The organism is Paenibacillus hamazuiensis (genome assembly GCF_023276405.1).
Classification (GTDB): Bacteria; Bacillota; Bacilli; order Paenibacillales; family NBRC-103111; genus Paenibacillus_AF; species Paenibacillus_AF hamazuiensis.
Window position 1 is genome coordinate 7,570,434 of the sequence record NZ_JALRMO010000001.1, and the last position, 25,007, is coordinate 7,595,440.

The 25,007-nt window shown below is 53.1% G+C and carries 25 protein-coding genes; 2 read left to right on the forward strand and 23 right to left on the reverse strand.

All coding sequences use genetic code 11. The annotated features are described in order from the left end of the window. Window positions 1-38: 38 nt before the first annotated feature. The 11 genes from MYS68_RS33480 to MYS68_RS33530 form a co-directional block, all read right to left on the reverse strand. Window positions 39-989 carry a DUF3991 and TOPRIM domain-containing protein gene (locus MYS68_RS33480; RefSeq protein WP_248929885.1) on the reverse strand — a complete coding sequence of 317 codons (951 nt, stop codon included), beginning with the start codon at window positions 987-989 and terminating at the stop codon, window positions 39-41. 49 nt (window positions 990-1,038) lie between these two features. After that, the gene (locus MYS68_RS33485) at window positions 1,039-1,323 is read right to left on the reverse strand and encodes a hypothetical protein (RefSeq protein WP_248929886.1); all 285 of its coding nucleotides are present in this window, start codon (window positions 1,321-1,323) and stop codon (window positions 1,039-1,041) included. 190 nt (window positions 1,324-1,513) lie between these two features. Beyond that, window positions 1,514-2,215: a Fic family protein gene (locus tag MYS68_RS33490; protein WP_110843096.1), complete on the reverse strand. Its 702-nt coding sequence runs from the start codon at window positions 2,213-2,215 to the stop codon at window positions 1,514-1,516. A 73-nt stretch (window positions 2,216-2,288) separates the two neighbouring features. Beyond that, on the reverse strand, window positions 2,289-2,426 hold the full coding sequence (locus MYS68_RS33495; protein WP_158289672.1) for a hypothetical protein: 138 nt from the start codon (window positions 2,424-2,426) through the stop codon (window positions 2,289-2,291). Between the two features lie 25 nt (window positions 2,427-2,451). Beyond that, complete coding sequence (locus tag MYS68_RS33500) at window positions 2,452-3,279, reverse strand: Rpn family recombination-promoting nuclease/putative transposase (RefSeq protein WP_110843095.1); 828 nt, start codon at window positions 3,277-3,279, stop codon at window positions 2,452-2,454. Between the two features lie 156 nt (window positions 3,280-3,435). Then, window positions 3,436-4,242, reverse strand: coding sequence for a hypothetical protein (locus MYS68_RS33505; protein ID WP_248929887.1), 807 nt, complete (start codon window positions 4,240-4,242; stop codon window positions 3,436-3,438). A gap of 173 nt (window positions 4,243-4,415) precedes the next feature. Continuing rightward, entirely contained in the window at window positions 4,416-6,239 is a 1,824-nt protein-coding gene (locus MYS68_RS33510) for a recombinase family protein (RefSeq protein WP_248929888.1), read from the reverse strand. Window positions 6,240-6,291: 52 nt separating this feature from the next. After that, window positions 6,292-6,477, reverse strand: coding sequence for a stage II sporulation protein R (locus MYS68_RS33515; RefSeq protein ID WP_248929889.1), 186 nt, complete (start codon window positions 6,475-6,477; stop codon window positions 6,292-6,294). A 103-nt stretch (window positions 6,478-6,580) separates the two neighbouring features. After that, the gene (locus MYS68_RS33520) at window positions 6,581-7,441 is read right to left on the reverse strand and encodes a ParB/RepB/Spo0J family partition protein (RefSeq protein WP_248929890.1); all 861 of its coding nucleotides are present in this window, start codon (window positions 7,439-7,441) and stop codon (window positions 6,581-6,583) included. 205 nt (window positions 7,442-7,646) lie between these two features. Then, window positions 7,647-7,946: a hypothetical protein gene (locus tag MYS68_RS33525; RefSeq protein ID WP_248929891.1), complete on the reverse strand. Its 300-nt coding sequence runs from the start codon at window positions 7,944-7,946 to the stop codon at window positions 7,647-7,649. A gap of 166 nt (window positions 7,947-8,112) precedes the next feature. Continuing rightward, window positions 8,113-8,445, reverse strand: a complete 333-nt coding sequence (locus MYS68_RS33530; protein ID WP_248929892.1) for a plasmid mobilization protein — start codon at window positions 8,443-8,445, stop codon at window positions 8,113-8,115. A 376-nt stretch (window positions 8,446-8,821) separates the two neighbouring features. Between MYS68_RS33530 and MYS68_RS33535 the strand changes: the two genes are divergently transcribed. Further along, window positions 8,822-9,061, forward strand: coding sequence for a hypothetical protein (locus MYS68_RS33535; protein WP_248929893.1), 240 nt, complete (start codon window positions 8,822-8,824; stop codon window positions 9,059-9,061). A gap of 327 nt (window positions 9,062-9,388) precedes the next feature. Here the strand turns inward: MYS68_RS33535 and MYS68_RS33540 are convergent, their stop codons facing one another. Both MYS68_RS33540 and MYS68_RS33545 read right to left on the reverse strand, forming a co-directional pair. Continuing rightward, window positions 9,389-14,626 (reverse strand): DEAD/DEAH box helicase family protein, encoded by a 5,238-nt coding sequence (locus MYS68_RS33540; RefSeq protein ID WP_248929894.1) that lies wholly within the window; start codon window positions 14,624-14,626, stop codon window positions 9,389-9,391. Window positions 14,627-14,775: 149 nt separating this feature from the next. Beyond that, window positions 14,776-15,117, reverse strand: a complete 342-nt coding sequence (locus tag MYS68_RS33545) for a TnpV protein (protein ID WP_248929895.1) — start codon at window positions 15,115-15,117, stop codon at window positions 14,776-14,778. A 298-nt stretch (window positions 15,118-15,415) separates the two neighbouring features. On the opposite strand from MYS68_RS33545, the gene MYS68_RS33550 reads away from it, so the two are divergent. Further along, the gene (locus MYS68_RS33550) at window positions 15,416-16,012 is read left to right on the forward strand and encodes a hypothetical protein (RefSeq protein WP_248929896.1); all 597 of its coding nucleotides are present in this window, start codon (window positions 15,416-15,418) and stop codon (window positions 16,010-16,012) included. On the opposite strand, the gene MYS68_RS33555 is transcribed toward MYS68_RS33550, so the two are convergent. The 10 genes from MYS68_RS33555 to MYS68_RS33600 form a co-directional block, all read right to left on the reverse strand. Continuing rightward, the gene (locus tag MYS68_RS33555; protein WP_248929897.1) at window positions 15,987-16,253 is read right to left on the reverse strand and encodes a helix-turn-helix domain-containing protein; all 267 of its coding nucleotides are present in this window, start codon (window positions 16,251-16,253) and stop codon (window positions 15,987-15,989) included. The two genes, MYS68_RS33550 and MYS68_RS33555, sit on opposite strands and share 26 nt — an antisense overlap. A gap of 21 nt (window positions 16,254-16,274) precedes the next feature. Next, on the reverse strand, window positions 16,275-16,715 hold the full coding sequence (locus MYS68_RS33560; protein WP_248929898.1) for a hypothetical protein: 441 nt from the start codon (window positions 16,713-16,715) through the stop codon (window positions 16,275-16,277). A 32-nt stretch (window positions 16,716-16,747) separates the two neighbouring features. Next, a complete protein-coding gene (locus tag MYS68_RS33565) occupies window positions 16,748-16,924 on the reverse strand; it encodes a hypothetical protein (RefSeq protein WP_186311127.1) in 177 nt (58 codons plus the stop codon). 9 nt (window positions 16,925-16,933) lie between these two features. After that, window positions 16,934-17,419, reverse strand: coding sequence for a hypothetical protein (locus tag MYS68_RS33570; protein WP_248929899.1), 486 nt, complete (start codon window positions 17,417-17,419; stop codon window positions 16,934-16,936). A gap of 24 nt (window positions 17,420-17,443) precedes the next feature. Next, window positions 17,444-21,079 carry a DUF5704 domain-containing protein gene (locus tag MYS68_RS33575; RefSeq protein WP_248929900.1) on the reverse strand — a complete coding sequence of 1,212 codons (3,636 nt, stop codon included), beginning with the start codon at window positions 21,077-21,079 and terminating at the stop codon, window positions 17,444-17,446. Between the two features lie 187 nt (window positions 21,080-21,266). Further along, the gene (locus MYS68_RS33580; protein ID WP_248929901.1) at window positions 21,267-22,373 is read right to left on the reverse strand and encodes a copper amine oxidase N-terminal domain-containing protein; all 1,107 of its coding nucleotides are present in this window, start codon (window positions 22,371-22,373) and stop codon (window positions 21,267-21,269) included. A 114-nt stretch (window positions 22,374-22,487) separates the two neighbouring features. Next, window positions 22,488-23,471: a hypothetical protein gene (locus MYS68_RS33585; RefSeq protein ID WP_248929902.1), complete on the reverse strand. Its 984-nt coding sequence runs from the start codon at window positions 23,469-23,471 to the stop codon at window positions 22,488-22,490. Continuing rightward, on the reverse strand, window positions 23,458-24,006 hold the full coding sequence (locus MYS68_RS33590) for a hypothetical protein (protein ID WP_248929903.1): 549 nt from the start codon (window positions 24,004-24,006) through the stop codon (window positions 23,458-23,460). Before MYS68_RS33590 ends, MYS68_RS33585 begins: the two co-directional genes overlap by 14 nt. 10 nt (window positions 24,007-24,016) lie before the next feature. Then, window positions 24,017-24,406 (reverse strand): hypothetical protein, encoded by a 390-nt coding sequence (locus tag MYS68_RS33595; protein WP_248929904.1) that lies wholly within the window; start codon window positions 24,404-24,406, stop codon window positions 24,017-24,019. Window positions 24,407-24,485: 79 nt separating this feature from the next. Then, window positions 24,486-24,965 (reverse strand): hypothetical protein, encoded by a 480-nt coding sequence (locus MYS68_RS33600; RefSeq protein WP_041052829.1) that lies wholly within the window; start codon window positions 24,963-24,965, stop codon window positions 24,486-24,488. Window positions 24,966-25,007: the final 42 nt, after the last annotated feature.

Below are 25,007 nucleotides of genomic sequence, written 5' to 3' on the forward strand. Positions count from 1 at the left end.
ACCCAAAAGAAAAGACACCAACCGTTCAGCGTCTACCGCTATCGGGATGGTTCACCGCGTCTTCGTCGGAATTCCATCAATTCGTTGTTTATATCCTTTCCGAACTTGGGCGGCTCATCGGATATGAGAAGGGCGGGGGAGAGGAGCCTCTGTATCGTGGCTGCCGCCAATCGCCCCGGCTCATCATTGTCAAGATGCAGGACAAGTCGATTCACCTCGGGAAAGCACTGCAAATAATGCGTTAAGGCAGACGGTGGAGTAGGGTCCTCCCCATTTATCCTGGGCCCGTATATACCGGCCAGCGACAGCTTATGCGCCTGCCGCCAATCCCGGCCGGCGAGATGTTCCAGTGTACAGTAGGATAAGAGATCAATGGCGCTCTCAAACAGATGCAGTTCCGTACTGTTTTTCGAGGCCGGAATGGAAAACGAATACCGCTTGTCGCTGCCAACGGATTCCCCCATATAACGGGTGCTTGTCGTACCGCGTATCGCCGCATAGCGCGGCGTCCCTTCCTGGTCAAATCCGACGAATACCGCGTTGTGATAGCGTCGGCTTTCATACAAGCGCCCCGTTTCGAGACAGTAGTCGATCAACGTGCGATGGATACCACGTTTGCTGAGATAGGCCATGACGCGATGCGATGTATGATTCGGTTCGGGAAGCTCAAACCGCGCTGGAGATGAGCGTTGTTGCAAAGATTGCGAAAATGCAGGTGCGCTGCCTGGATGAACGCCTTCCATTTGCAGCACCGCATCGGTAAAAGACATGCCCCTCACTTTGATCAAATAGTCCAGCGCCGAGCGTCCGCCGATCCCCCTTGACCACCAGTACCATTTGCCGTTGGAAATTTTCAAGCTGTCGTGTGTCCGGGTGGTGTAGACATTGCGGGAGCATCGGACCAGTTCTGCCGGCTCGTGCATATGCAAATATGTGAGCAGGTCCAGTCTTTTGGCACGTTCGATCTGTTCCTTGTTTACATAGCTCATTGCCGCAGCTCCTTTTGGAAATCCAGGCAGCGTCCGATGGGTATATGGTTCATCGTGCCTTACCCCTCTTTTTGGGGTACGTATAAGCTCTGCCTTCCTTCAACTTCGTAACGCCTTTCTTTTTCATGAATGCGTCTAAATCGCCTTCATGAACTTGACTGGTCACCCCGTTTGAGTCGCGGATGTAATAATACGTGTCGCCAAATCCGTTCTTCTCTTTGGATATCAACACCAACGATGGCACGGTTTCTCCCTCCTCGATCAAGCCGGTTCCGTAACAATAAGGCGGCAGAATCAGACAAAAGCATCCGCCGCTTGGGATGGCATACAACATGTTCATTCCTCCGGAAATGAGAAAAGGACCCCAAAAACGGAGTCCAATTCGTCATATGATTGATAACTTTATCTGACGGACATATCTTCGATCTGTGAATTGCTACGAATCGAACACATAGTGCCCCAAACAACAAAAAGCCTGCCGCGCGATGAAGCGAGGCAAGCTTTCCTATCGATATTGCGATGACTTACCGATCCCTGTCCGGTTCACTTTTTTCCATTTCTTTAAACTCGATGCCGTCGATGGCATGCTCGTAAAGGAAGACCTTGATGGCGCGCATATCATTCGTGTTGTAGTACGCTGTCAACAGCTCGTTAAACTTCTCCATGTTTTTCTCTGTAATGGTCAGCATACCGTTTCCCTTTTCCATTAGCAGCTTGTTGGCCAGTAAAAGTGAAGTCCGCTTGTTGCCGTCCCAAAACATCTGCCTCCGCGCGCCCCACAGAAAAGCGGTAATCGCCCTCTCGGTATTTGTCATATCCGCAGACAAAAGCACGGACAATTCCTGCTCGATTTCACCGCTTACGGTGAGAGGGGGCACATCATCCGTTCCGGGAATGCCGATTCTTCCCGTTCGCAAAACGCCCCATTCCAACGCTTCATTTCTCGCCACATATACGTCCAATTTGCAAATGTATGTCAGCGTTGTCGGCTCGTCAATGGTAGTAACCAGGTAGCGCCAGGCATCCCGCATATTCAGTACGGCCTGAATGTCGTCCAAGGTAACACCGGGTACGTTCACACCGTTCAAAATCGTTCGCGTCTGCGGGAAGGTGATGTTTCGGTTCTCCATCTTCATGCCGCAATATATATTTTCATCCCATTTCTTTTTGGCCAGAAACACGCTCTGTTGCCTGGTCAATGCAAATTTATCCGAGAAAGCGTTCATCTTCGTTCCCTCCGCCTGTAGTTCATTAGTTCCGGTTTTTAGCTGAAAGGCATAGATACGCCACTAATTGGGATTAGAAATTAAGCAAAAACAGCCAACTCCAAAGGGAGTGGCTGCCATATACATGTTCGATATGAGCCATCTTCGCTGCGGCATCCTGCCTTAAAAATTCCAGCGTGTCTATCGCTTTTTTCAGCTTCTGTTCATTCATCGCAAGCACCTTTTAATTTTCTGAACTATTGAAGAGGAGTTAATGCTTTAATCTCCTCAACCGACAGTCCTGTTGCTTTAGCAATGGTTTGGATATCGATTCCCATGGCAAGAAGCCTAGCCGCGGTCTCTGCTTTTGCCTCTGCTCTGGCTCCTTCAATACGCGACTTTTCGTCGCTGAGCGCCTTCATCCGGGCGTCGTAAGCCATACGCGCCGCGGCATCCTGACTTAAAAATTCCAGCGTGTCCATCGCTTTTTTCAGCATTGGTTCTTTCATCGTGAGCACCTCCCAATTCGATCTGTCTACGCCTTTCAAAAACAACAACCAATTGACTAATCCACCCCGGTCAAGCGGAATCGAATGCTGATCCAGCTTCGTCAGCTCCATCACATGAATCTCGATATCATCCAGAAGCGCAATCCCGGTATGATCTTCCCGCAAGTGAAACACGCTGTGGTAACGATCATTGGGTAGACAGGAATAATTCAAAATGTTGATCGTCACGCATTTTTTTAACGCATTGTAGTTGCTGCCCTTCGGAATCTGATGATAGTACATCTCGGCCCAATAGAACAGGGTCCTTTTCTCCATATGATACGGATTAAATAGCTGCATCTCAATATTCAGCAGTTCGCCCTTTGCCGTTTTGGCCTTTATGTCCATGATCGACTGCTTATCGTCGGGGCCGTCCGCCTCCGTATACGGGTTCAGCAGGACAATCTCCGTCAGCGGCGTCTCGCCCGCCTCGCGAAATGTACTGTTCAAAAAAGCAAGCAGCACATCCCGATTATGTTCGCTGCCAAAAATGCGTTTGAAAACAATATCCACGCGGGGATCAAGCAAGTCATGCATCGGAAAACCACCCCATTCCTTTCCTTTTTAGTATATCATTTTCGTCCTGGAAGATGAAATACTTCGCCGGGACATCGGCATGTTACAACACGCCAATTGTGCGCAAATATGCGAAACATCGGCATGGCCTTGGATGTAAAGCCCGATACCAGACCGTTATCGTTCACGACCCACAGCCCGCCGTTCCGGTGCTTCTATTTCTTCGTCCGGCACGCTGTCCACGGCTTCGTTTTCCCGCTTGTCCATGTTGAGCAGGGCATTCAGTTCCGCAAGCCGCGCCGCTTTCGTTTGCAACTCCTGCTCCTTCTCGAAAGGAGCCGCGATTTGTTCCTTCGCCGTTTCCATTTGCTGCCGCAAGGTGGCAAGCTGCTCGCGGGCATGCTCCAGCTTCGCAGGCAAGTCGGACAAGGCATTGTTGATGCGGCTAATGTTGCCGCCCGCATCCGCTCCGAGCGTCACCGTATGACCGAGTGCGCCGCGCAACGTAACCTTGTACTCCTTATGGAAGCTGTCAAAGGACAGCCACAAGGAAAATCCCCGGTAGCCGCCGATTTCCTGCGGATCAGGCGAAGTCATTCCTTTGCAAGCGTCCAGCAAAGCCGCGCCCGCTGCCGTCCTCTCCGAGTAGGTGTAATCTTTTACCGTCATGCCGGGGAATTTATCTGCCCCATCCGCCTCGGATGCCAGAGAACGTATATACAAAGCGACGTCCTGTTCATAGCCGGCAATTCGTTCCTCCGTGGACTTGATTTGCTGCGGCAGCAGCTTGAGCAGCCGATCTTCCAACGAATATCGCTGGCTCAAGTGGTTGGCTTTGAGCAGCTTGAGTTTGGATACCTGGATGTCCAGGTCCATTTTCTCTTTGATGTACGGGTTGCCGGTCGCCAGCGCCTTCACTTCGGCATAGGAGAGCGCCGTCTCGTCGATATCCTCGGCGGAACGGACCGGCGACTTGCTGGTCATGATCTGCGAAATGAAGCGCTGCTTGTTCTCCAGTGTCTGATAAAGGTAAGCGTCGAACGTGTTCTCTGTGACATAGCGGAAGATGTGAACCTCACTGTTCTGGTTGCCTTGCCGAATAATCCGTCCGCTGCGCTGCTCCAGGTCTGTCGGACGTTCTTTGCGGACAGTCTATTTCACGCGCCGTTTTGGCGCTTCTTGCTGCGTACGCGCCGCTTGCTGCTTTCGATCTCCTGCTGCTTGCGGACAATGGGCCGACACGTCGGGCAGTACTTTGCCACGTTGGAAAGAGGGGAGTAGACTTCTCCGCAGCGTTGGCATGCCTTATCCGGCACAAGGCACCGCCGCGGCGTTACCTCATGGACTCGTGCGGGGTCGAGCGCCCCTACAAACTTGTAGTAAATTCGGATATGCTGCTCATAGCCGCCGCCCTCGACCTTTACCCGCTCAGATACCGTGATGCGATCAATCAGTTCATTCACGATTCTGGCCGTCAGTGTTGTGATTCCCTTGTATTCGCGAATACGTTCCACAAAGGCAGCTATGCCTTTATCGTTGCGTCCCTTGGCAACCAGTTCCGCGTCTATGGTGCTCAGTCGAGCTTCTATATTCATCTGCTCCTGCTCGTACTTCGCTGCCATCAGCCGGTAATTGCGTTCGGTGATTTTCTCCATCACCTTGTCCTCATACAAGGCGGCAAACAGCTTGTCCAGTTCGGCAACCCGCTTGGCCAGCCGCCGCCGTTCCCTGCCGTATTCCCGGGCCTCCTGATCGCTGATCTTGGACAGACGCTGCTGCAATGTTTTAACCGCCTTTTCGTCATTTACAGCCATCCGCGCATATTCGTTAATGTCGGTCATGACGGCGTTCAGCAGGTCGCGCGCCTCAATGGTGTGCGAGGTGCAATGCACGTTGCCGTATCGACCAAAATTGTTGCAGCAGTACTGCACACAGTCGATAATATCCGGGCGCTTGCGCCGGTTTGCGCTGGCCGCTCGCATGGCGTAAGCGCAGTCTGCGCATTTCAACACGCCGAGGAACACATTGTCATATCCATACTGGTTTTTTTCTCGCCTTCGACTGGTCATAAGTTGCTGCACCGTATCAAATTCTTTCTGTGTCACAATGCCCTCATGCGTTCCGGGAACTGTCTCCCATTTCTCCGGCGGGCGAGAGGGACGCTTCTTGCTTTTCATGCTGATGGTCGGGCGCTTGTAGCCTGTCAGGTTGCCCGCATACACCGGACTTCTTAAAATGCTCCGAACGCTGTTTTCGCTCCAGATATAACGGTTTTCCTCCGAATCCTTAAAATAGCGCTCGTATCCTTCTCCGTTTTCAGCGGCATACGCGGCCGGGCGCAATATGCGCTGGCTGTTCAGATATTTTCTTATTTTCCCAATCCCGTTGCCCGCCAGTGCAAGGTCAAATATTTTTCGGACGATCGGCGCGGTCTTTTCGTCAATCAGCAGATGATTGTTGTCAGCAGGGTCTTTGATATACCCATACGGCGCTTTGGTTGCCATGAATTTTCCCTTGTTGAACCGCGCCCGATACGCGGACTTGATCTTAACCGATACGTCGGCAGCGTACATTTCGTTCAAAATGTTGCGAAACGGCGTGATGTCCATAGCCGCCCGGTTCAGGGTATCTACACCGTCATTGACAGCAATATACCGGACGTTATGCTCCGGGAAGAACACCTCCAGATACAAGCCGCAGTCCAGATAGTTCCGACCGAGCCGGGAGAGGTCTTTGGTAATGACACAATCAATCAGCCCGTTCTCAATGTCTTTCAGCATAGCTTGAAAATCCGGTCGATTGAAGTTTGTACCGCTGTACCCGTCATCTACATAGATTTTCACCAGATGCCAGCCCTGCCGCTTCACGTAGTCGGTCAGAATGGCTTTTTGGGTGCCGATACTGGCGCTCTCCGCTTCGTTGCCGTCATCCTTGCTCAAACGGCAATAGACGCCGACATTGTAAATCCTGTCCGTTTTCATCGGTTCCCTCCTCCTTGTTGCTGACGGCGGATAACCGTCGTTTGCGTATATTCTATGTGCTGTCATCCTCCTTGTCGAAGGTGCAGACTTCCTCCGCATGGCGAAGTAAATCCTCAAGCACAACGGGCAACAACGCATCGGTTGCGCTCTGACTGCCGACAAATTCCCGCTCTACCACCAGCCGTACCGGTTTGCGGGAAACGCGTTGCGATTTCTTCGGTTTCTTTTTTTCCTTCATGCCTTCAAGTCCTTTCGTTTGATCTGTATGCCTGAACTGGAAGGGTGCGCGGACGAAGCAAGGGCATCGGTCGCCCAATGCCCGTTTACCAGCCGGGAAAAAGTCAGCGGCTGTTCTCGCGGCTTCGTTCCCGCTTTTTCCGCCATTCCTCCAGCAGCTTCAATATGGTCTGTTCCATCTGCTGGGCCGTATAGCCCTTTGGAAAATAGTCCTTGATGCTTTCCTTTTGCAGCTTGATCTGCTCCCGTTGGTTCGGTTTTTCCTCGGTCATGATTCTGAAAATCGCGTCCACGTCGAGCAAACCGTCTGCGCTCAGCTTTTTCATGCGCTGGGCTTGGGAAAGGGAAGGGGTGCGTTCCTCGCTGCCCATCGTTTCAAGCAGAGCTTCCTGTTCCTTCTCGGACAAATAAGACAGCTCTACGGCAGGGTTAAACGCCACCTTGCCGCTGTCTACCATCTCCAGAAGCGGCGGAATCAACTCAGTCAGCCTGATATAGCGTTGCACCTGCGTCGCGCTCGTTCCCACATCAACGGCAACGCGCTCCCGCGACTTCTGTCCGAGTTGGTCAGGAGTTCCGCTATCGGCCAAATCGTTGCGCTGCCCTTGTCGCTTGATCGCATCCAGCTTCATTTTGTAGGCCCATGCTTTTTCGGACGGCAGCACATGCTCGCGGTGCAGATTGCTGTCCACCAGGGCGATAATCGCGGCGTTTCGGTCCATTTCACGAATAAAGGCGGGAACCGCAGCAATCCCCGCCTTTTCACAAGCTGCCTTTCGTCGGTGTCCGGATATGATTTCATAGCCTCCTTCTTCCCGGAGCCGCACGACAAGCGGCGAGATCACGCCATGCTTCCGAATGCTTTCCGCGATGGCCTGCAACTCGTCGTTATCCGCGACCTGATAGGGATTCTCGGGGAACGGGTAAAGCTGCTCTATAGGGATAATCGTAACCGTTTCGCTCATCGGGCGGTATCCCTCCTTTTCTCGGCAGGTGACTTACAGGCTGCGTGCCTAATACCCCGCCGTCATGCCGCCGCTTCGACTTCAAAGATATTAGGGAGACATCTATATAAAAAGCGCCGGAACGGTGTCGACTTGCCGTCCCGACGCTTGAATGGTCATTTCAAAGAAAAAGGACGCCATACGGCGACCTGAAAGTGAGTAACTTTTATTTGGCTTGCATGTTTGTGAAAACCTGAATCGCCAGTATAAAGCCGCATTGCAAGCCGATTTCCATGTATACATCCTCGCAGGCGGCTGCATAGTCATAAACCTTTGTCGTTATTTCCTCATACTCTGCCATGTTGGGAAACTTGCTTTGAATCAACTCAATAGCCGATTTGTGCGCTTCGTCAATGCGCTCCTTGTAGCCTTTGGGATTGATGTCGCCACCTTCGACACCATTCATTAAAAACTCGCGTATGCGCTGAATATGAAGTCTTTCAAAGATTTCCGAGATATGGTTCATACTTGTATCACCTCCCGCTCTGGAGTCGCCACGCCCACGCTGCTATCTGTCAAATAAAAGGGGTTGTAAAATAATTATTTTCATTAAGCAAATTTTTATTTTACAATCTCATTCTATTACTACATTCTCTTTGCACACAAATCTGTAAAACAGCAACCGGGGAGCTTCATTCTTTTCTCCGTTCTGGTTCGATCATCGCCTGTTGAAGCTGCTGGACAGCACGGCGCAAGCGGTCGGCTTCCTCCTGAAATACAGCTCGTTCCAGATGACCTGTGGCGTGAGCCTTCGCCGCGAGTTGGTTAAGGTTATTGCCGATAGCGTGAAGTTCACGAATCATAACGAAATAATCTATCGGCGGCATTTCCTTCGGCGTATAGCCTTCGATAAGTGCGCGGATATATGTTTCACGGGGTAGCTTAGTTTTTTCCACTTGTTCCATGAGATGGGCATACTCTGATTCACTCAGGCGAAGCAAAAACGAGATCGGACGCTTTCTCACCGAGCGTCCCCCTTTCATCCATTTGTTCATCACGAACATAGCGTTCGCAGCCGGGGTCTTAGGGGCGAAGCCCCTAACAAGCGAATATGGATATCCATATTCAGTGCTTGCTACAACACGAGACATCAGTCTCACGTTGACTCCCAGAACCCGCCGAGAAAAAGGACGAAGACCGACGAAAAAAACAATCGCGGCGTCACCATCGATCAGCGTGATGTTTGGAGAAAATAAAGTGGTAGAGTGGCGTCGGGCTTTAAGCCAACGGGCAGTTTACTTGAAGGATAATGTTGTTATTTGTTCAACAAACGGGTCTGATCATTGCGATAAGATGTGTTATGATTAAGGTAAGATATTATCTCAACGAGGAGGGATTGTAATGGCATCTTGGATTTCCTGGCTCGCTGTAGGACTTATGATAGCTGTATTAATCTATGCAGTTTTAAGTGTTTATTTAAAGAAACCAATAGGCTTATATATTGCCGCAGCTTTCCATATTGCTTTGGGTATCTTATCACTTCCTTCAATCGGATTATATGTGTTGGGAATAGCTATTCTCGAATTAATCGTAGGATTTATAATGACTATAAAAACAACAAAAACATTAAAAACATCATAATGTTAAACAATGTATTCCTGCTTTTATTCAGCAAATGGGCACAATTATTGAATTAGCATCGCTGTTCTTATTAAACTAACGGGAAACGATAGTTGAGGGTTAAGCACAACAACGGCAGACTGGAACTTTATTTTCACGTCCCAGTCTGCCGTTGTTGCATTTATCGGCTTAGTTTCTTCGAACACCTGAACCGTCCCCCGAGATGACAACAATTCTTTTGCTTTAGGAAAATAAATCCTTTATGATTACATAAGGGAGCGTGATTCTATGAGCATGGCCGTCAAGGTGAAAATGCTGCTCGCGGCAAGGGGAATGACCGTTGCCGATTTAGCTGATCGAATAGAGCCGAAAACAACCAGGCAAAATGTGAACACCAAGCTGAAGCGCGATAATCTCTCGGAACACGACCTGCATGAGATCGCAAAAGCCTGCAACGCGACGTTCGAGGGAATTTTCACGCTCAATGATACCGGCAAGCAAATATAAGAAACGCACCCTCATTCGAGCGGTGCGTTTTTGTATCTGTTTGATAGACAAGGGATACGTCCCCCACATCTTCATTGTCCGCAAAGCACGTCCGACATCCCGCGGACGCCAAGGGCAGTCGAGGTCGTGAAGGGCAATCAGCTTCGTTTGCACGTTCGTGCCCGCGCCCATTTTGAACGTCGATCCGAGCAGTATCCGAACTTGGCCGCTGCGTACTTTGGCGAACAGTTCCTTTTTCTTGACCTCGGTATTGGCGTCGTGAATATAGGCGATTTCCTCGGCAGGAACACCTTTCTCCATCAGCTTGCGCCGCAACTCATCGTACACATTGAAGGCGCCATCCTGTTTCGGAATGGACAAATCGCAGAACACCAACTGGGTCAAACGCTGCTCCTGATGTTCCTCCCAATACCGGAAGACATTGTCCGCGCAGGCGCTGACCTTGCTGCCTTCGTCGTCGGGAAGCATCGGATTCGCCAGCCGTTGATCGAGCGCCAGTTTGCGTCCGTCATTGGTGATCGTCAGCATATTGTCCTCGTGAGGCTCCACTTCCTTCGCCCGCACCCGTTCGGCGCGGCGGGCAAGATCCTCGACCATATCGCGCTGAAAGTCGCTCGGCGGCACGGCAACATTGTGGAAATGGGCTTTCGGTACGGGAAGCTGGAGCATGTCCGCCGTCTGGATGTCGGCCACTTCTTTGAACATATTCATCAGTTCCGGCAAATTGTAAAAACGGGCAAACCTCGTTTTGGCCCGGTAACCGGTGCCTTCCGGCGCAAGCTCGATCGCGGTGACGGTTTCGCCAAACGTCGAAGCCCAAGCGTCAAAATGCTGCAATCCCTGCCGCTTGAGCCGCTCGTATTGCAAATAGCGCTGCATCGTATACATCTCGGTGATGGAGTTGGAGATCGGCGTACCCGTCGCAAAGATGATGCCCCGGCCTCCTGTCAGCTCGTCCAGATATCGGCACTTGGCAAACATGTCCGACGACTTCTGCGCTTCGGTTTGCGACAGCCCGGCCACATTGCGCATTTTCGTATAAAGAAACAGGTTTTTGTACGAATCGGCTTCGTCCACGAATAGCCGGTCTACGCCCAGTTCCTCGAAGGTCACGACATCATCCTTGCGGCTGGTATCGTTCAGCTTCTCCAGCTTGATTTGCAGCGTCTTTTTCGTTTTTTCAAGCTGCTTGATCGCATAGCGTTCGCCTCTGGCTTCCTTGAGTTCCCGGATGCCGCTTGTAATTTCCGAAATCTGCTCGTACAGTTGCTGCCGCTGCCGCTCCGTCGAAATCGGAATTTTCTCAAACTGCGAATGGCCAATGATGATCGCATCATAATCACCTGTAGCGATCCGCGCGCAAAACGTTTTGCGGTTTTTCCTTTCAAAGTCCTTTTTGGTCGCCACCAGAATATTCGCCGACGGATATAGCTGCAAAAATTCCGCCGCCCACTGTTCGGTCAAATGGTTCGGAACAACCAGCATGCTCTTGTTGCACAATCCCAAATGCTTGCTTTCCATCGCCGCGGCGGTCATCGCGAATGTTTTTCCTGCACCGACACAATGCGCGAAAAGGGAGTTGCCCCCATACAGCGCCCGGGCAACCGCATTGATCTGATGCTGGCGCAGCCGGATTTCCGGGTTCATCCCGGTGAATCGGATATGACTGCCGTCGTATTCGCGAGGACGGATGGCATTGAACCGGTCATTGTACAGCCGGGTCAGCCGTTCGCGCCGCTGCGGGTCTTTCCATATCCAGTCGCGAAACGCTTCTTTCATCATCTCCTGCTTTTGCTGGGCGATGGCCGTTTCCTGCTTGTTCAGCACACGCTTTTCCACGCCCTCCTCATACACGGTGTCAAACACGCGCACGTCCCGCAAATTCAGCGTATCTTCAAGAATTTTGTACGCATTGACGCGGTTGGTGCCATACGTGACGTTCGCCTTGATATTGTTGCTTCGGTCATCGCTTTTGCCTTTGACGTTCCAGGCAGCCGTATATTCGGAATACATCACATTGATATAGGTCTGGTACATCGGGGGCGTGTCCACAAGCTCAAACAGAAATTGCCGAATGTCTTCCGGCGGCAGCCAGGTTGCGCCCAAACGGACATCAATTTCGGAGGCGTCCAGGTCTTTCGGCTGCACCGCTTCAAGCGCTTTGACGTTTTCGCCGTAACGTTCGGCATCGTATGCGGCAAACTGTCTGGCCACACGCAGCTTCTCCCGCACATTGCCGGACAAGTACGCATCCGCCGTTTCGTAGATCGGCTTGCCTTCGTCATCCAGATTTTCGGGATTGGGAAAGATGACGCCGCGCAGCTCTTTTATCAGTTGTTCTTCCGTCCAGCCGGTTAGCTGCGCCATATACGGCAGATCGACACGAGCTTTTGCGCCGATGGAAACCGCAAGCGCCTCCGAAGCGGTATCTACTTGTTCTACGTGGATACGCTGACGGATGGTTCGTTTTGTGAACATATCCGCCTTGCGCAGCAGCCGTCCTTCCTCGTCAATGATTTCAAGCGAGCAGAGAAGAAAGTAGGAACTGTCGTCCGAAAAAGCAAGGCTGTTGGCGCGGCTGTTGATCAGGCCGTATTGTGCCGTAAACCGATCGTATTGTGCATTCAGCTTACGCTGCTGCTGCCCAATCATCTCATCGCTGTAGTCATCGGTTTGGTATTCGATCAGCTCGCGCACGGTGTCCCGCAGCAGAATCATTCCTTTGATGCGACCTGCTGACGTAGCTGACGTGTCCACACGGCGCATCCGGCTGTTCTCCCGATAGTAGAGTTGTCCATCCACCAGCGCAAAGCTGAAATTGCGGACAGACGGATCGGCAGGGAGGGAGGGCTCTTCCTCCTCCGGCTGGTCTTCCCGTTCCAGTTCCACCCACTCGGCATGGATGCCCGACAACGCTTCGCGCAGCAGTTCATCCAGGTTGGCATCCGGAAATGGCTTGCAAGACGTTTCCTGACGATTGCCATACATCCGGTCGTCAAAAACCATCGTGCCCAGCACCATATCGGGATGGGCGGCGAAATAGCTGTTCACCGGCACACCGTCTGCCGTTTCGGATAGAGATAGCCATGGTTCGGTTTGCTCGCTGACGGCGACCATGCGATCCCGTTTCTGCAAAAAGATAATGTCGGCGGTTACTTCGGTTCCGGCATTGGCCAGAAACGCATTGCTCGGCAGACGCACCGCTCCGAGCAATTCGGCGCGTTCCGCCATATATTTGCGAACCGCAGGGTTTTGCTTGTCCATCGTTCCTTTGGATGTAATAAAGGCGATGATGCCGCCCGGACGCACTTTGTCCAGTGTCTTGGCGAAAAAATAATCGTGGATGAGAAACTTGTGTTTGTCGTAACGTTTATCCGCCACGCCATAACCGCCGAACGGCACGTTCCCGATGGCGAGATCAAAGAAGCTGTCCGGCAAATTCGTCTGTTCGTAGCCGCTGACCGCTATCGACGCCTGCGGGTATAGCTGCCTGGCAATACGGCCGGTAATGCTGTCCAGTTCCACGCCAAACAGCCGCGAGCCTTGGAACGACTCCGGCACCAGACCGAAGAAATTGCCGATGCCGCAGGACGGCTCCAAAATATTGCCGCTGCGAAAGCCCATCGATTCCAGACATTCGTACATCGCTTTGATGACGGTCACTGACGTATAATGGGCATTCAGCGTTGACGCGCGAGCGGATGCATATTCATCCGGCTCCAGCACATTTTTCAGTTCCGCATATTCGGCTGCCCACTGCGTGTTCGCTTCGTCAAATGCCTGCGGGAGACCGCCCCATCCAACATAGCGAGCGAGCACAGCCTGCTCGTTCGCTGTCGCTTGCCGCTGCTCCTGCTCCAGCTTGTTCAACAGCCGAATCGCTTCCATGTTCCATTTGAACTTCGTTTTTGCGCCGCCATGCCCCAGTTCATCATCCGTAATCCGGTAGTTGACCGCCAGGACAGGCGGACGGGCTGGCGCGGTGCGGTCGTCCTCAGGATCAGGGGAAAGGGAAGTGTCTGGCTGCGATATGGGCTCTCGCCCCTCCGTCACCGGCTCTTCCGGTGAAACCGCATCTTCCGCTGTTTCCCCTGCCGCTTCGTCAGACCGTTCCGGCTCCTGCTCTCCGGTAATCAGATGATCGTTCAGCGTGTTTTCGCGCAGCATTCGCTCAAAATCCCGGCGATTTACCTCTTTGATGAAGAGCGGGAACTGCCGGTCCTGCAGCACCACCGTTCGCTGCGCCAGTTCAACAATTTCATATTCGTCCGCACCGATCCAGACCGTGCTGCCTGCATCAAAACCGTAGCGCGCCCGTTCCCGATTCACTGGCGTTTGTTTCGGTTCCGCTTGTGCGTCTGGTCGGGAAACCCCCGACGATGCATCCGGCTGAGGCACATCGTTCCTGGCCATTTCCGCCGCTTGCAACCGCCGCTTTTCCTCCTGCTGCTCCGCAAAGGCGGGCAACCGCTCAGCTTCCTGCCGGTTCAAGTAACGACCCGCTGCCAGCAGTTCGCCGATACGTTTCTGCACCTTCATCCACGGCAGCACCACCTGAATATCCGGGTTCATGATCGAGCCGCGGGTCAGCGTGATGCCTTTGCTGTCATAATTCATGTGAATATCCGTGCCGATCAGCGCGGGAAGACGCCCGCCGGTCCCGTATTCCCGTTTCAGGAAATCGGCGTTCTCCTGTGCGGACAGCGACTGCTGGAAATGAAGCGCAATGCGATACTTGCCGTTCTCAAAACCGCTGCCGTTTTGCAAAATGGCGTCAATGACCGCTTGCGGCATAAAAAAAGCCGAGGCTTTTGCGTCCTCCGCTTGTTCCATCCGCAGCGTCTGTTGCTCGATGGACGGTTCCAACTTTCGCGTCAAGTCAAATTCGTTCAACAGCATCATGCTGGCGATATGCCCGGCGATGACACCCCAATCGTAAAAGCTTTGCGCCGTGCGTTCATCCGCCGTCCCCGTCCACAGATGCAAAACGTTGCGATACGGTTCAAATCCTGCTCGTATGCCTTCATCAAGCGTCAGATCGGTGATGCCTGCCGGAAACAAACTGCGCACATACAACATACGCTCGCGCTCATCCTCATGAGCAAGGAAAAATGCTGCGATGTCCGACTTGCTCTCCCGCAGCGGCGCGGCTCGGAGCATGTCATTGATGATGGCATGGTCGTGAAAAAACGGAAGACTTCGGTCCTCCGTTTCCCGGTCGTACCATTTTAATGATAAATCAGTTCCGCGAGAATTAATTCCTCTGCCTGCTGCTTCAGGTTGTTCATGTGTCCCGTCCAGCCCAGCGGATCGCTCGCCTTGTCCGGCGCCGGGTGAGACGCGAGCATCTCCTGCATCGTCCGGTCGATCTGCTCCCGCGCCGTCCGGTCGATGTCCGCCAGATGCCGGTTCAACTGCTCCGACAACATCAGATGGGCGTACATGCCCTTCCGCTCGGTTTTCAGAAACGTCTTGCGCATCATCCCGTACTTCCCGATGGTCATCTCCGCTTCGCTCAGAGTCAGGTTGGGCAGCAGATAATCCCCTTGCCGCGTGTACGTCAGTTCCATGTTCATCCTTCCTTTCTTGCAGGGTAGCTTCATTGTGCGGCAAGGAATCGGGTCTTGCAAGGGTATGAAGCGACTGACCCTCATTTGCACGTTGTGCATCCCGGCGCAGCGCCCGGACGGTCGATTCCACTTCCCGCAGCATCATCTCGGACACATCGCTAATCGCTGCGCCCAAGTGGGACAGCGCAGGAAGCGTGTTGAAATAACCAATGGAAGACAAATCCTCGGAGCTAATGTAAAGTTCGGGATTCAACTCGCAGCGGGTTAAGGCCATATAAGCGACGGCTTTTTCAGCCGCTTGTTTGAACAACAATTCCACATGCGGAACGTCCAGGTCCTCAAGCAAACTGTTCTCCCGCTCTTTCATCAACTCCGCCACATAATCGGCGCTGTTGTCATCCACCGCATTCCGCGCAGCAGCGAGCAACGCGGCAGGCAGATCCGCACGCCGTTCGCTCTCGTCCGGCGCTCCGAACGCATTTTCCAGCGTTTCGATCACATGAGCCGTGTCGCTGTCCTGCAACCGCCAAAGCGACACCTGCGGCTGGCGTCTGCTTTGGGTATCCGATACGTCAAACACATGGCGCAGGCCCAGGTGGTTGCCTCGGTCTTCAATCAGGGCAATCCCTTTTGCGCCGCGTTTCACCCAGCGATCCAGCCGTTTGTTCCAGACGTCAATCGGCGCGCAGGCCGTTGCGTCCGGACGTTGGGCGTAGATCAACAGTTGATCCTGAAACGGATATTTATAGTTCCAGGCCGCCGTCCGCAAAAAATCCGCCCACCGCTCAGGCTGATTCGTTACCGTGCGAGCCGTGCCGGCAGCCAGTTCGACGATGCGCTGCAACTTGGCTGTCACGAGAGCACCTCCCTTACCGAAACGTTATTTGATTGGTGAGGCGAATGCCTTCCTCCGAATAACGGGCCGTAATCCGAATGAGTCCAGTAAGTTGCAGGCGATGCAGATTTCGGCGGACAGTGGAAGGAGAGAGCCCCACCTCCAAAGCCAGCTTTTTGCCGGACAACAAGACGCAGCCGTGCCGCCCGCCCGCGCGGTCCATCAGGTAGCTGTACAATAGCTTTGCTGCAGGAGGGACCTTCGCTTTGGCCAGCAGTTTATACCGTGTGAGATCGTTCATAGGCTCCCTCCTCGGCAGACGCTAACGCTCCGGCGACCGTTCCGACAAACGATCCGGCCGGATGTAGCAGTACAGATAGAAATTGTAGTCTCCCGCATGCGGGAAACAACGCAGGTAGTACCGATGGCGCTCTGTTTGAAAACAAAAGCCGTATACGCCGGAATGCCACGCCCCCGATAATCGGGCCTCCGGATGCGACAGGCAAAAACGGTGCATCTGGCTGCGGCTTTGAAGAAGTCCCTGCTCCGTCAATGCCCACACAACCGCATCCAGTTCCGCCCGGAAAGCCGGCGTTTTTAGCGCTGGCAAATGCTCGAACCAGTTTGCCCAGAACGTCTCGCCGCTGCTGCCAAAATAACCGCGCAGATGCCCGATGCAACCCCGTTCCGTATCCTTCTTTATCGAAGCGGAATAAAAATAGGCCGCATCCTCCGACACGGCCGTTTGCAGTCTTTCCAGCATATTCTTTTCCTCCCGGCTGGTAGGTGTTCGCTCTAGGTTGCGACACACATAGAAGGGGAAAGTCCGATATCTGCCACAAGCCGACGGGAGGAAAGCCACACGGCGCTGTTTTTTCCGCCCGCCAAATCCGGTAAATAGCAGTACACCAGCTTGGCCGCAAGCGGAAGCGAGGCTCCGTCCAGCAGCCGATAACGAGCGAGATCGTTCATTGCGTCCTCCTATCGTTGCGTTTCCGTTTTTTTCTTCTGTGCGGCAGGCGTGGAAGGCGCTTGCTGTTGCTGCTCCACCAAGCGCTCCGGCCGGGCATAGCAGTACAAGTAAAAGTTGTAATCCCCGGCAAAGGGAAAGCAGCGCAAATAGTAGCGGTGATCCTGCGTTTGCACGCAAAACCCGTACACATCCGTGCTCCAAGCACCGCCGATGCGCGCCTCCGGATGCTCGCTGCAAAATCGTAACATATGCTGGCGGCTTTTCAGCACCTTCTGATCGCCGATAGCTTGAAAGACCTTACCCAATTCTTCTTTAAAAGCAGTCGTTTCAAAGGGAGAGCGCCGGGGAAACCAGGTTACCCAGAACTCCTCGCCCGACCGCCCAAAATCGCCGCGCAGGTGGCCGATGCAGCCACGTTCGATCTCCTCTGCGGCAGAAGCGGAATAAAAATAAGCCGTATCCTCTGGCGCGGCACTTTGCAGCTTTTCCAACATGTTTATCCCTCCCGTCTGGTGAATTTAATGGGTGCCTCCCGTCCCAAAGTCGTCGTAGCTGGACAAATTGGCATGATAAAAGACGACGTCGCCGTCCAGCAGGGAGAACGTTGCCCCGTATGGATCGACGAAGCTGGGCTGAAACCCTTCCATCCGCCACTGATTGTCCAGCGGCGCGTTTTTGTATTGCAGATGCGGGTGGTTCAAGTCTTGATTGCGGATCGTTTCGATGTTGAAATTGACGATGATGTACCCATCCTTCAGAAATACGGGCGCATGGTCGTCCAGCCGGTGCGTGCGGCCGTACTCGGCCAGATTGAAGCCTTTCGGCACCACGTACGGCGCGGCGGGCAAGCTGTATTCGCCAAACCACTTCTGCACCGAAGCGTTGGCGCGGGCCGCATCGATGCCGGAGGGCACCTGCATGCTTCCGACAAACGTCCGAAGCTGAGGCGGCAGCAGCATGATATCGTAGCCGCCCACATACGTCGGCTTCTGCGCATCCTTTACATATTGTTCGATAAACGTCTGCCTGTCTCCGGGCGAACCGTTTAGCGACCAAAGCGTTGCGGCAGTGTCGGTCAACTCCTGCTTCGGCACATTGCGCAGGCGAGCGTCGAGCGTCACATACCGTTTCTCAACATCGTCGCTGGAACCGATACGAATAAACCGCTGACTGCCTGAATGATAGTAAAGATCGACTTCCTGCCTGTTCTTCCCCTTGCTGTCCACAAAATAAAACGTCGGTGTAATGAGGATGCCGTCGCCCGAGCCGAACATGTTGCCTTTCGTCATGACTTCGAATTTGACATGGTAACCCGTTTTGACCGCTACGTTTTTCTTGCCGCTCTCCGAGTGACTGCCTTGCCGTACCGGCAGCATGTAGGGAGGAGTATTTCCTCTCGCCGCGCCGTCAATGCCTTTCGTGCCGACCCAATAGACGTTTCCTGTCGGCGTCGCGCTGCCCTTTTGGGTGCGGAACACCGATTCCCATGCAAAATCGGCAATGTCGGTGATGCGGAAGTCATAAAGGCGGCCGATCACTTCCACCGGAACCGCCTGCGCAGCCACATGGTTGGACAAGTCCAGATTGGCATTCATCTGGGACGTAAAGGAGGCCGGACTATTCTCGGCAAACGTTCGGAATAACACGTCGTAATGGCCCTCGTCCACCCAAACGGGCAAATAGAAGGTCGTCTGCATCTGGCCGACCGGGATGGATACCCACGTGTCCTTGGGGACGAGCGTCGTGCGATCCGCTTTGTACACATCGAACGGAAAGCGTACCTGCTTGTCCCTCACATACTTGGCATAATCCCGATTGCCGTAGCCCTTGATGTCCTTGTGCGGGCCGCTTGTCGGAATCGTCACGGTAAAGGGCCGGTCCAGAATAAGCGCGGATCTTCCCGCTGTCGGTGTTGTCTTCTGGTTGTGGTCCTGATCGTCCGACACCGAGGCGTAGTTCACCACCGGCGTATGCACGGTCACCGGATTGATGCCGCCGATCGGAAAGCTCTTGTTTTCTCCGCCGCCAATGCCCTTGACCAGCGTATAAAAGATGGTGCCGGTACTCGGCTGATTCGCTTTGTTCGTTTTGGAAGCGTCAATGAGATAACCTTTGCCGTACAGCACATCTTGCCCAATCATCGGCGGTTCCGGTATCGCCCCCGGCGTCGGCGCTTTTTCTTCAACGATTCGATTGTCCATAATCGTATTTCCGTTAAAAACGAACGAGTCGTTTTTCACCTTAATCTTGCCGATGGCGCTTTCTGCAGTTGACTTCCAGTCCTCGTTCGGTACGGAAGGCCGGCTGGAACCGCCGGAAATCGTTTGTCCGGGCAGCGTCACATTCGAATAAACCGGATCGGTAATATGCGCGCTGAGCGACGCATCATGCGCGGCGGAAACGGTTGGCGGCGTATAGCCATTCGGCTCCAGTGTAACCGTCCCCGAAGGAAGCGCATAATTGGAGACCGTCGCCTTTTGAATGCTGTACACTTCGAGATTTTGAATCGTCCAGAAGCTGTACTTGCGTTCAATCAAATAGTTTTTGGTGACCGTCTGTGTATCTGAACGCGGAACGGTAATGGTCGTCGGATTCCCGTCCGCATCGGGCGGGCCGGATCGCGTCTCCGTCCAGGTAAGGGTATATGTTTTACTCACCTGAATCGGGTATTGCTTCGTGCCGGTCGTTTCCGTGAACGTGTTTCGGTACAAGTACGATTTGGCCAAAGCGTTCACATACAGGCTCTCTGAAGTCGGAATGCCTTGCAGCACATCAAATATTTCTGAGCCGCGCGCATCCGCCTGAATGACGGCAGAAACGTTCGGCTCCATCGCTTCGGCCTGCTGGGAATCGCCAGGTTGAGGTTCTCCGCCCCCGTCGCCTTTACGCACCGAATGGTCCGATGTCGAATCCCCCGTATTGCCGTCCACATCCTTCACGACGACGGTGATTTGCACGCTCACTTTGTCTCCGGACGTGAACGGGATTTTGATCGGAATCGTTTTACTCGTTGACGTGCCGGAGAGGGTTCCGGTTTTGTCGCCCGTTTGAACGAGCCTGGCATTTCGAATATCCGTGATCTCGTATGACTTCAAATTCTTTAGCGACTCGACTTCAAAAACAAAATCCCCGTCCACTTCGGTCACGTTTTGGTCGACCGTTTCCGGCGCTTCAATCCGGGACGTGACCGTTACCGAGGAGGGAATTTTGTAAATGCCGATAAAGTTGGAGCCGCCCGATCCCACCAGAATGGAGCGCTCTTTGAGGTTGGGGTCGCCTTTTTCCTGAATGAACAGCTTCTCGTCGGGTTTGGTATTATTTGTAATATAAGATCGGATGATCTCATACGTTTGACCGCCATATGTGACTTGCTCTTCGAACGTATGATTCGCCTCATCCCCGGTAGCGAAAACGCCTTTGTCCACTTCTTTGAGTTTGGTGCCGTCTTCTTTTTGATAGATGGCTTTCACCGGATTGTTCTCCGCATATTCGGCAACCGCGTCCGTTCCGCCCAGATGCACCGTAAAGCTTCGCGTTCGCACCTTCGGATTCGTTTCGGGATTTTCTTGCAGCCAGTCTTTCCGCGTCGGGTCCTGCTTGGGCGATAAATAGGAGCGAACGATCGTATACGTTTTTCCGTTGTCCTCAATCGTTTCGGGAAATTCATGATCGATCGTTTCCCCGACTTTGTATTTGCCCTTTAGAAATGTAACTTCTGGTTTTTGAATGACTGTGCCGTCAACGGTTTTTGCGATGACATCGACGGGAAATTCCGCGCTTCGATAGGGTACATGAATGCCGAAATAATCGTCCAAATCGTCCGGATGCGCCCAAGGTTCGGCCCTCTTGATCTCATCCAACGTATAGAATGGCCCTTTGCGTACGTTGCCGTTTCCGTCGATAGACACCATGATGGCATACAAATATAAGTCGTCGTTGTCTTTGATGTCGCCCATGCCCGCTTTCCACATACCTTCCGTGACGAGCGCCTCGCTGACTTCGTAATAGGTCGTGACAGGCTGGCCGGGGATGGGCGGATTCGGTTCCTGTCCTACTTGCCGTACTTGCTGGTCCAAAAAAGAAGCGTGTTGGCCGCTTCTCGGATCGCCGCACTGCTTGGGCGTCGTATTCGAACATAATTGGTCACGACGCACCGTCCAACCCACAGTTCTGTATTTAATGGATGACGTTGCAGCTGTACTTGTGATCTTAAATTTGATGGTGCCATTTTCAGTTCTGACATCGGGAGGTCCCGCGAAAACAGAGGTTGGAATGGAGAAAAACAAAAATAAGCATGCCAGCAGCATGCTCAAGAATCGTTTATGCAATTTGTTCATATCTCTACTCCATCCTTTTCATCGTATGGTTGTAGAATAAACTTGCACTCGGACTTACTTTTAGCGTGGGACCCCAGTTGCCTCCCACATTCGTAGACATCGAGATGTCGGTGTAGCCTTCGTACCAAACTCCTTTTTCAAAAGTTTGTTGATTGGGGAACCTTTCATCGTAAATTAAGTCTTTGTTTTCCTTAAACGAAACAAATTTAATTCTGAATTTGGAACGAACATAATTATCGCCAAATCCATTCCGGTAGATCATGGAAGGCTCGGGATCAAGGTATCCTTCGATCTGAATCTTGTTTTCTTTCACCCACTCCGCATACCGCCGGATATATTTCAATTCCGCATTGGAGCTTTGCACTTTCGTGGCAAATACCGCCTGCGCCCACGTATCGTCAATCGTTTTGTAATCCACGTTCAGCCAAAGTGCACCAAACGTTTTCAGTCGGCTCATCCAAATGTCCACGTTCTTCTTATTGAATTCCGGTATGGTCGAATAGAGCACCGAAGAAACCTTGCTGTCCGTAGGATGCGAGTAGGGATAGGCCATTTCATAGGCTTCATTCGGCACATCGGCCAGAATGTACGGGTAATCTTTCGCGTTCTTCGGCAAATGGGTTGTGCGAATCAGGCGGCCCCATTCATCGTACTTCGCATTGGCGTCTTCTTGTGTGGAAATGAAGACGGTCGATGTCGGGCTATTCCAATTCACTTCCGCCCCCAGCGCTTCGCTGACAAAACGCAGCGGGACAAACGTCCGGCCGCCGCTGGTGATCGCCTGCGAATCGAAGGCCATTTCTTTGCCGTTGACGAGCGCCTTGCTATCGCCGATCGTAAGCACAATATGCAGGTCGTCCCGCTCAATCGGTACGGTCATCGCTTCGGGCTCCCAGCCTACGTTTGCGCCCATCTGTTCCGCGATGAATCGAATCGGCACGAGCGTCCGGTTGTTTTCATCGACAAATGCTTGCGCATCGGGAAACCAGATTTTTTGTCCATCCATAACGACGCTGACAAAAGACGGAGGTCGGATCGCCGCGCTTGCTGTTACGGTGAACAAGCTGCAAAGCATCGCGGCGGCAAGTCCTGCAATTATCCATTTTCTCACGCCATTCGCTCCTCTCTTCATAGGGGTCATGACAAGTTTGGAAGATTTCGGCTGTTAGGTTCATCATAGAACCGATCCGACGGCGTGTCCACTTTCCGAAACATCGCCGTCTCGTTAAGATGGCGAGACCGGACAGTCCAGCGGCATATAGCCTTTTTGCGCAGCCGCTTTTTCGCTGGAAAACGTCTCTTCCGCCGGATAAGCAAAGCCGCATGTGCTGCGGTAATACACCTTCATGCTTCCTTTCCTGGCTCCGACAATCTCCGGTTTCTTGAGTATTCGGCTTCCGCCGAGGGCGTAATTGTTGTAAAACTTGCCTCCCATCGGAATGCCCTGGATGAAAGCAAGCACCCCGACGTCATCCACGGTATTGTTCCATTCTTCCTGTGAAATCGTTGGCAATGTAAACGTGTAGGAGAGACCAAATCGGGAAACCGATTCGTTGTGTTTATTGATCCGGTACGCGAGTTCGTCTTCAATTGCGCGGACGATGGTGCTCCGGCGCACCTGCTCAAATCGCACCGCATCCTTTAATAGCGCAATATTCGTCTGCTGCCCGACATCGGCGCGTAAGCCTTCGTGCCAACTCCGGCTGCCCGCATCGTAAGCGAGGACGAAATCGTCCAGCGTAAACGAAAGGCTGTTACCCGATGAATCGGCGTAAGCATACGGCTTTTTCGCTCCCCAAACCGGTTTCCGCTCCGTTTTCCCGTCGGCTCCCGTCCACTCCTCCTCGGCATAGACGTAGAAACCGTCGTAACCAATCACCGCAATAGCCGGGATATACCGACCCAGCACGCCTTGCGCAACGGGATCGTCGGCAATGCCGAAGCTTGTGTACAGCGTTTGATAAAATGCGGCAATCGCCTCGTCCTTGTTCAGCGCCACCCGCTTGGCCGATTCGTATTGCGTCTCCCGCTGCTGATTTGCATTGACGGTCAACATCCGCGCCGCGTCATCCACCGCGGCATCCAGCGCAGCATTATAGCGCAGCTCGGAGAGTAGCGCCTTCCGCTGCGTTTCGACCTCGATGCGATTCACGGTCGCAAACGGCAGAAAAATAAGCGCCCCGACAATGGCCCATTCAATCAGCCTCATTGCGCACCACCCCGCCGTAAGGAATGAAGATTTTTTCGTTCGGACTGATGGCCTGGTTCAGAAAATCGAACAGGATCGTGCCGGAAGTCCGATTCGTATTTTTAACCGTGACCGCAAATGTATCGCCGACCCGTAGTTTGTAGCGTCTCGCCGGATCGTCTTTTGCGACCGCGCTGTTCGGGAACAGAACAGGCAAAATCTGCGCGTTGTAAAACTTGTCATAATGCACTTCGTAGCTGCCCCGAAACGTATCCGGCCTAGTCGGGTCGTCGTAAACCGGCACATACTTTTTTCTGCCGTGTTCCATTTGCACATCGAAGGTGTTGCCCGTTGCGGCAATCGTCTCCATAAAGTCCGTATACATGGTCGGCGACACAAAGCCCTTGTCCCGCACTGCATCGACAAACGTTGTCGTCGCTTTTAATACGACCAGTTCCGAAATATCGTCCTGTTGGTCGAAGGCTGCGGAAATGGGGTAGAGGTAGAGCAAAAGAACGGCAATGAGCGCCGCGAAAACTTTCAAGATACTGTTCATGGTATTCTCCTTAGCGTAAAGCGAAAATGAGACGCACCAGTTGTCCGGACGCATCTCGCTGGGCGACTGCCGTATACCGGGCATTCAGGCGAATGCCAGCGGGGACGAACGGGTCCCGATCGACCGGCGGCGCGTATCGAACGCCGTCCACCACAATTTCCGCGTCTCCCGTCTCCAACTGGGCAACGGATTGCGCTACCTCTGCGCCGGATATGGTGCCGTCGCCGGCAATCGGCGAAAACGCCATCTGCACGTTGCGATCCAGCGACTTTCCCGACACATAGGCGGTGGCGTTCAGCGCGGCCCCGGTTTGAAAGAGCAGCAGTCCGCTCGTTACGGCCATCAGAAAAAGAAGACAGGCCACACACATTTCCAGCATCGTTCTGGGGGCATATTCCATCGGCTTCCTCCTTGAAAAACGCCGAGGCGTCCGTGTCCGAAAGGACGCCCCGTCAGCGTTGTGATGTCAGTAAGGGCGCTTACTGCTGACGAAACACGATGCCGCGAATGACGTTGCTGCTGTCGTGCACCAGTTGCGCCCGAAATTTGCCGCTCGGATTGACGTAGTTGATATTCGCCTCATCGAGCGCATGGCTCAGTTGCCCCGGCGCTTCACCAACCACTGAGCCGTAGGTCACGCTGTCGATCGGAACACCCGTGTTGATCACCTTGCCATACCACTGACCCGCCGGATTTTTCCCGGTGACAATCTGGATGCCGAACTCTTCTTTATCACTGAACTTGCGAAGCGCGTTGACCACCTGACTGCCCGACAACGTCGTATTGTCGTACACCGTAAACGCCGTTTGCGACAGCTCCGTCTGGATATTGCTGAAATTGCTTTGCGCCGCCTTGGTGGAGTCTTGCGCGGAAATAAACAGCACGACGGCGAGGGTAATGAGCGCGATGGCAAGAAAAATGCCTGCCGCCATCACGAGTGCTTTTTGCGCGTTGGACATGAACCGATCTCTCCTTCAAATGAAATTCGAAATAAAAAAAGA

What these genes read in the sequence shown, in the direction of transcription:
- MYS68_RS33480 (WP_248929885.1), bottom strand. Translation starts at nt 989, where the DNA reads ATGAGCTATGTAAACAAGGAACAGATCGAACGTGCCAAAAGACTGGAC.
- MYS68_RS33485 (WP_248929886.1), bottom strand. Translation starts at nt 1,323, where the DNA reads ATGTTGTATGCCATCCCAAGCGGCGGATGCTTTTGTCTGATTCTGCCG.
- MYS68_RS33490 (WP_110843096.1), bottom strand. Translation starts at nt 2,215, where the DNA reads ATGAACGCTTTCTCGGATAAATTTGCATTGACCAGGCAACAGAGCGTG.
- MYS68_RS33495 (WP_158289672.1), bottom strand. Translation starts at nt 2,426, where the DNA reads ATGAATGAACAGAAGCTGAAAAAAGCGATAGACACGCTGGAATTTTTA.
- MYS68_RS33500 (WP_110843095.1), bottom strand. Translation starts at nt 3,279, where the DNA reads ATGCATGACTTGCTTGATCCCCGCGTGGATATTGTTTTCAAACGCATT.
- MYS68_RS33505 (WP_248929887.1), bottom strand. Translation starts at nt 4,242, where the DNA reads ATGACCAGCAAGTCGCCGGTCCGTTCCGCCGAGGATATCGACGAGACG.
- MYS68_RS33510 (WP_248929888.1), bottom strand. Translation starts at nt 6,239, where the DNA reads ATGAAAACGGACAGGATTTACAATGTCGGCGTCTATTGCCGTTTGAGC.
- MYS68_RS33515 (WP_248929889.1), bottom strand. Translation starts at nt 6,477, where the DNA reads ATGAAGGAAAAAAAGAAACCGAAGAAATCGCAACGCGTTTCCCGCAAA.
- MYS68_RS33520 (WP_248929890.1), bottom strand. Translation starts at nt 7,441, where the DNA reads ATGAGCGAAACGGTTACGATTATCCCTATAGAGCAGCTTTACCCGTTC.
- MYS68_RS33525 (WP_248929891.1), bottom strand. Translation starts at nt 7,946, where the DNA reads ATGAACCATATCTCGGAAATCTTTGAAAGACTTCATATTCAGCGCATA.
- MYS68_RS33535 (WP_248929893.1), top strand. Translation starts at nt 8,822, where the DNA reads ATGGCATCTTGGATTTCCTGGCTCGCTGTAGGACTTATGATAGCTGTA.
- MYS68_RS33540 (WP_248929894.1), bottom strand. Translation starts at nt 14,626, where the DNA reads ATGTTGTATGTGCGCAGTTTGTTTCCGGCAGGCATCACCGATCTGACG.
- MYS68_RS33545 (WP_248929895.1), bottom strand. Translation starts at nt 15,117, where the DNA reads ATGGAACTGACGTACACGCGGCAAGGGGATTATCTGCTGCCCAACCTG.
- MYS68_RS33555 (WP_248929897.1), bottom strand. Translation starts at nt 16,253, where the DNA reads ATGAACGATCTCACACGGTATAAACTGCTGGCCAAAGCGAAGGTCCCT.
- MYS68_RS33560 (WP_248929898.1), bottom strand. Translation starts at nt 16,715, where the DNA reads ATGCTGGAAAGACTGCAAACGGCCGTGTCGGAGGATGCGGCCTATTTT.
- MYS68_RS33565 (WP_186311127.1), bottom strand. Translation starts at nt 16,924, where the DNA reads ATGAACGATCTCGCTCGTTATCGGCTGCTGGACGGAGCCTCGCTTCCG.
- MYS68_RS33570 (WP_248929899.1), bottom strand. Translation starts at nt 17,419, where the DNA reads ATGTTGGAAAAGCTGCAAAGTGCCGCGCCAGAGGATACGGCTTATTTT.
- MYS68_RS33585 (WP_248929902.1), bottom strand. Translation starts at nt 23,471, where the DNA reads ATGAGGCTGATTGAATGGGCCATTGTCGGGGCGCTTATTTTTCTGCCG.
- MYS68_RS33590 (WP_248929903.1), bottom strand. Translation starts at nt 24,006, where the DNA reads ATGAACAGTATCTTGAAAGTTTTCGCGGCGCTCATTGCCGTTCTTTTG.
- MYS68_RS33595 (WP_248929904.1), bottom strand. Translation starts at nt 24,406, where the DNA reads ATGGAATATGCCCCCAGAACGATGCTGGAAATGTGTGTGGCCTGTCTT.
- MYS68_RS33600 (WP_041052829.1), bottom strand. Translation starts at nt 24,965, where the DNA reads ATGTCCAACGCGCAAAAAGCACTCGTGATGGCGGCAGGCATTTTTCTT.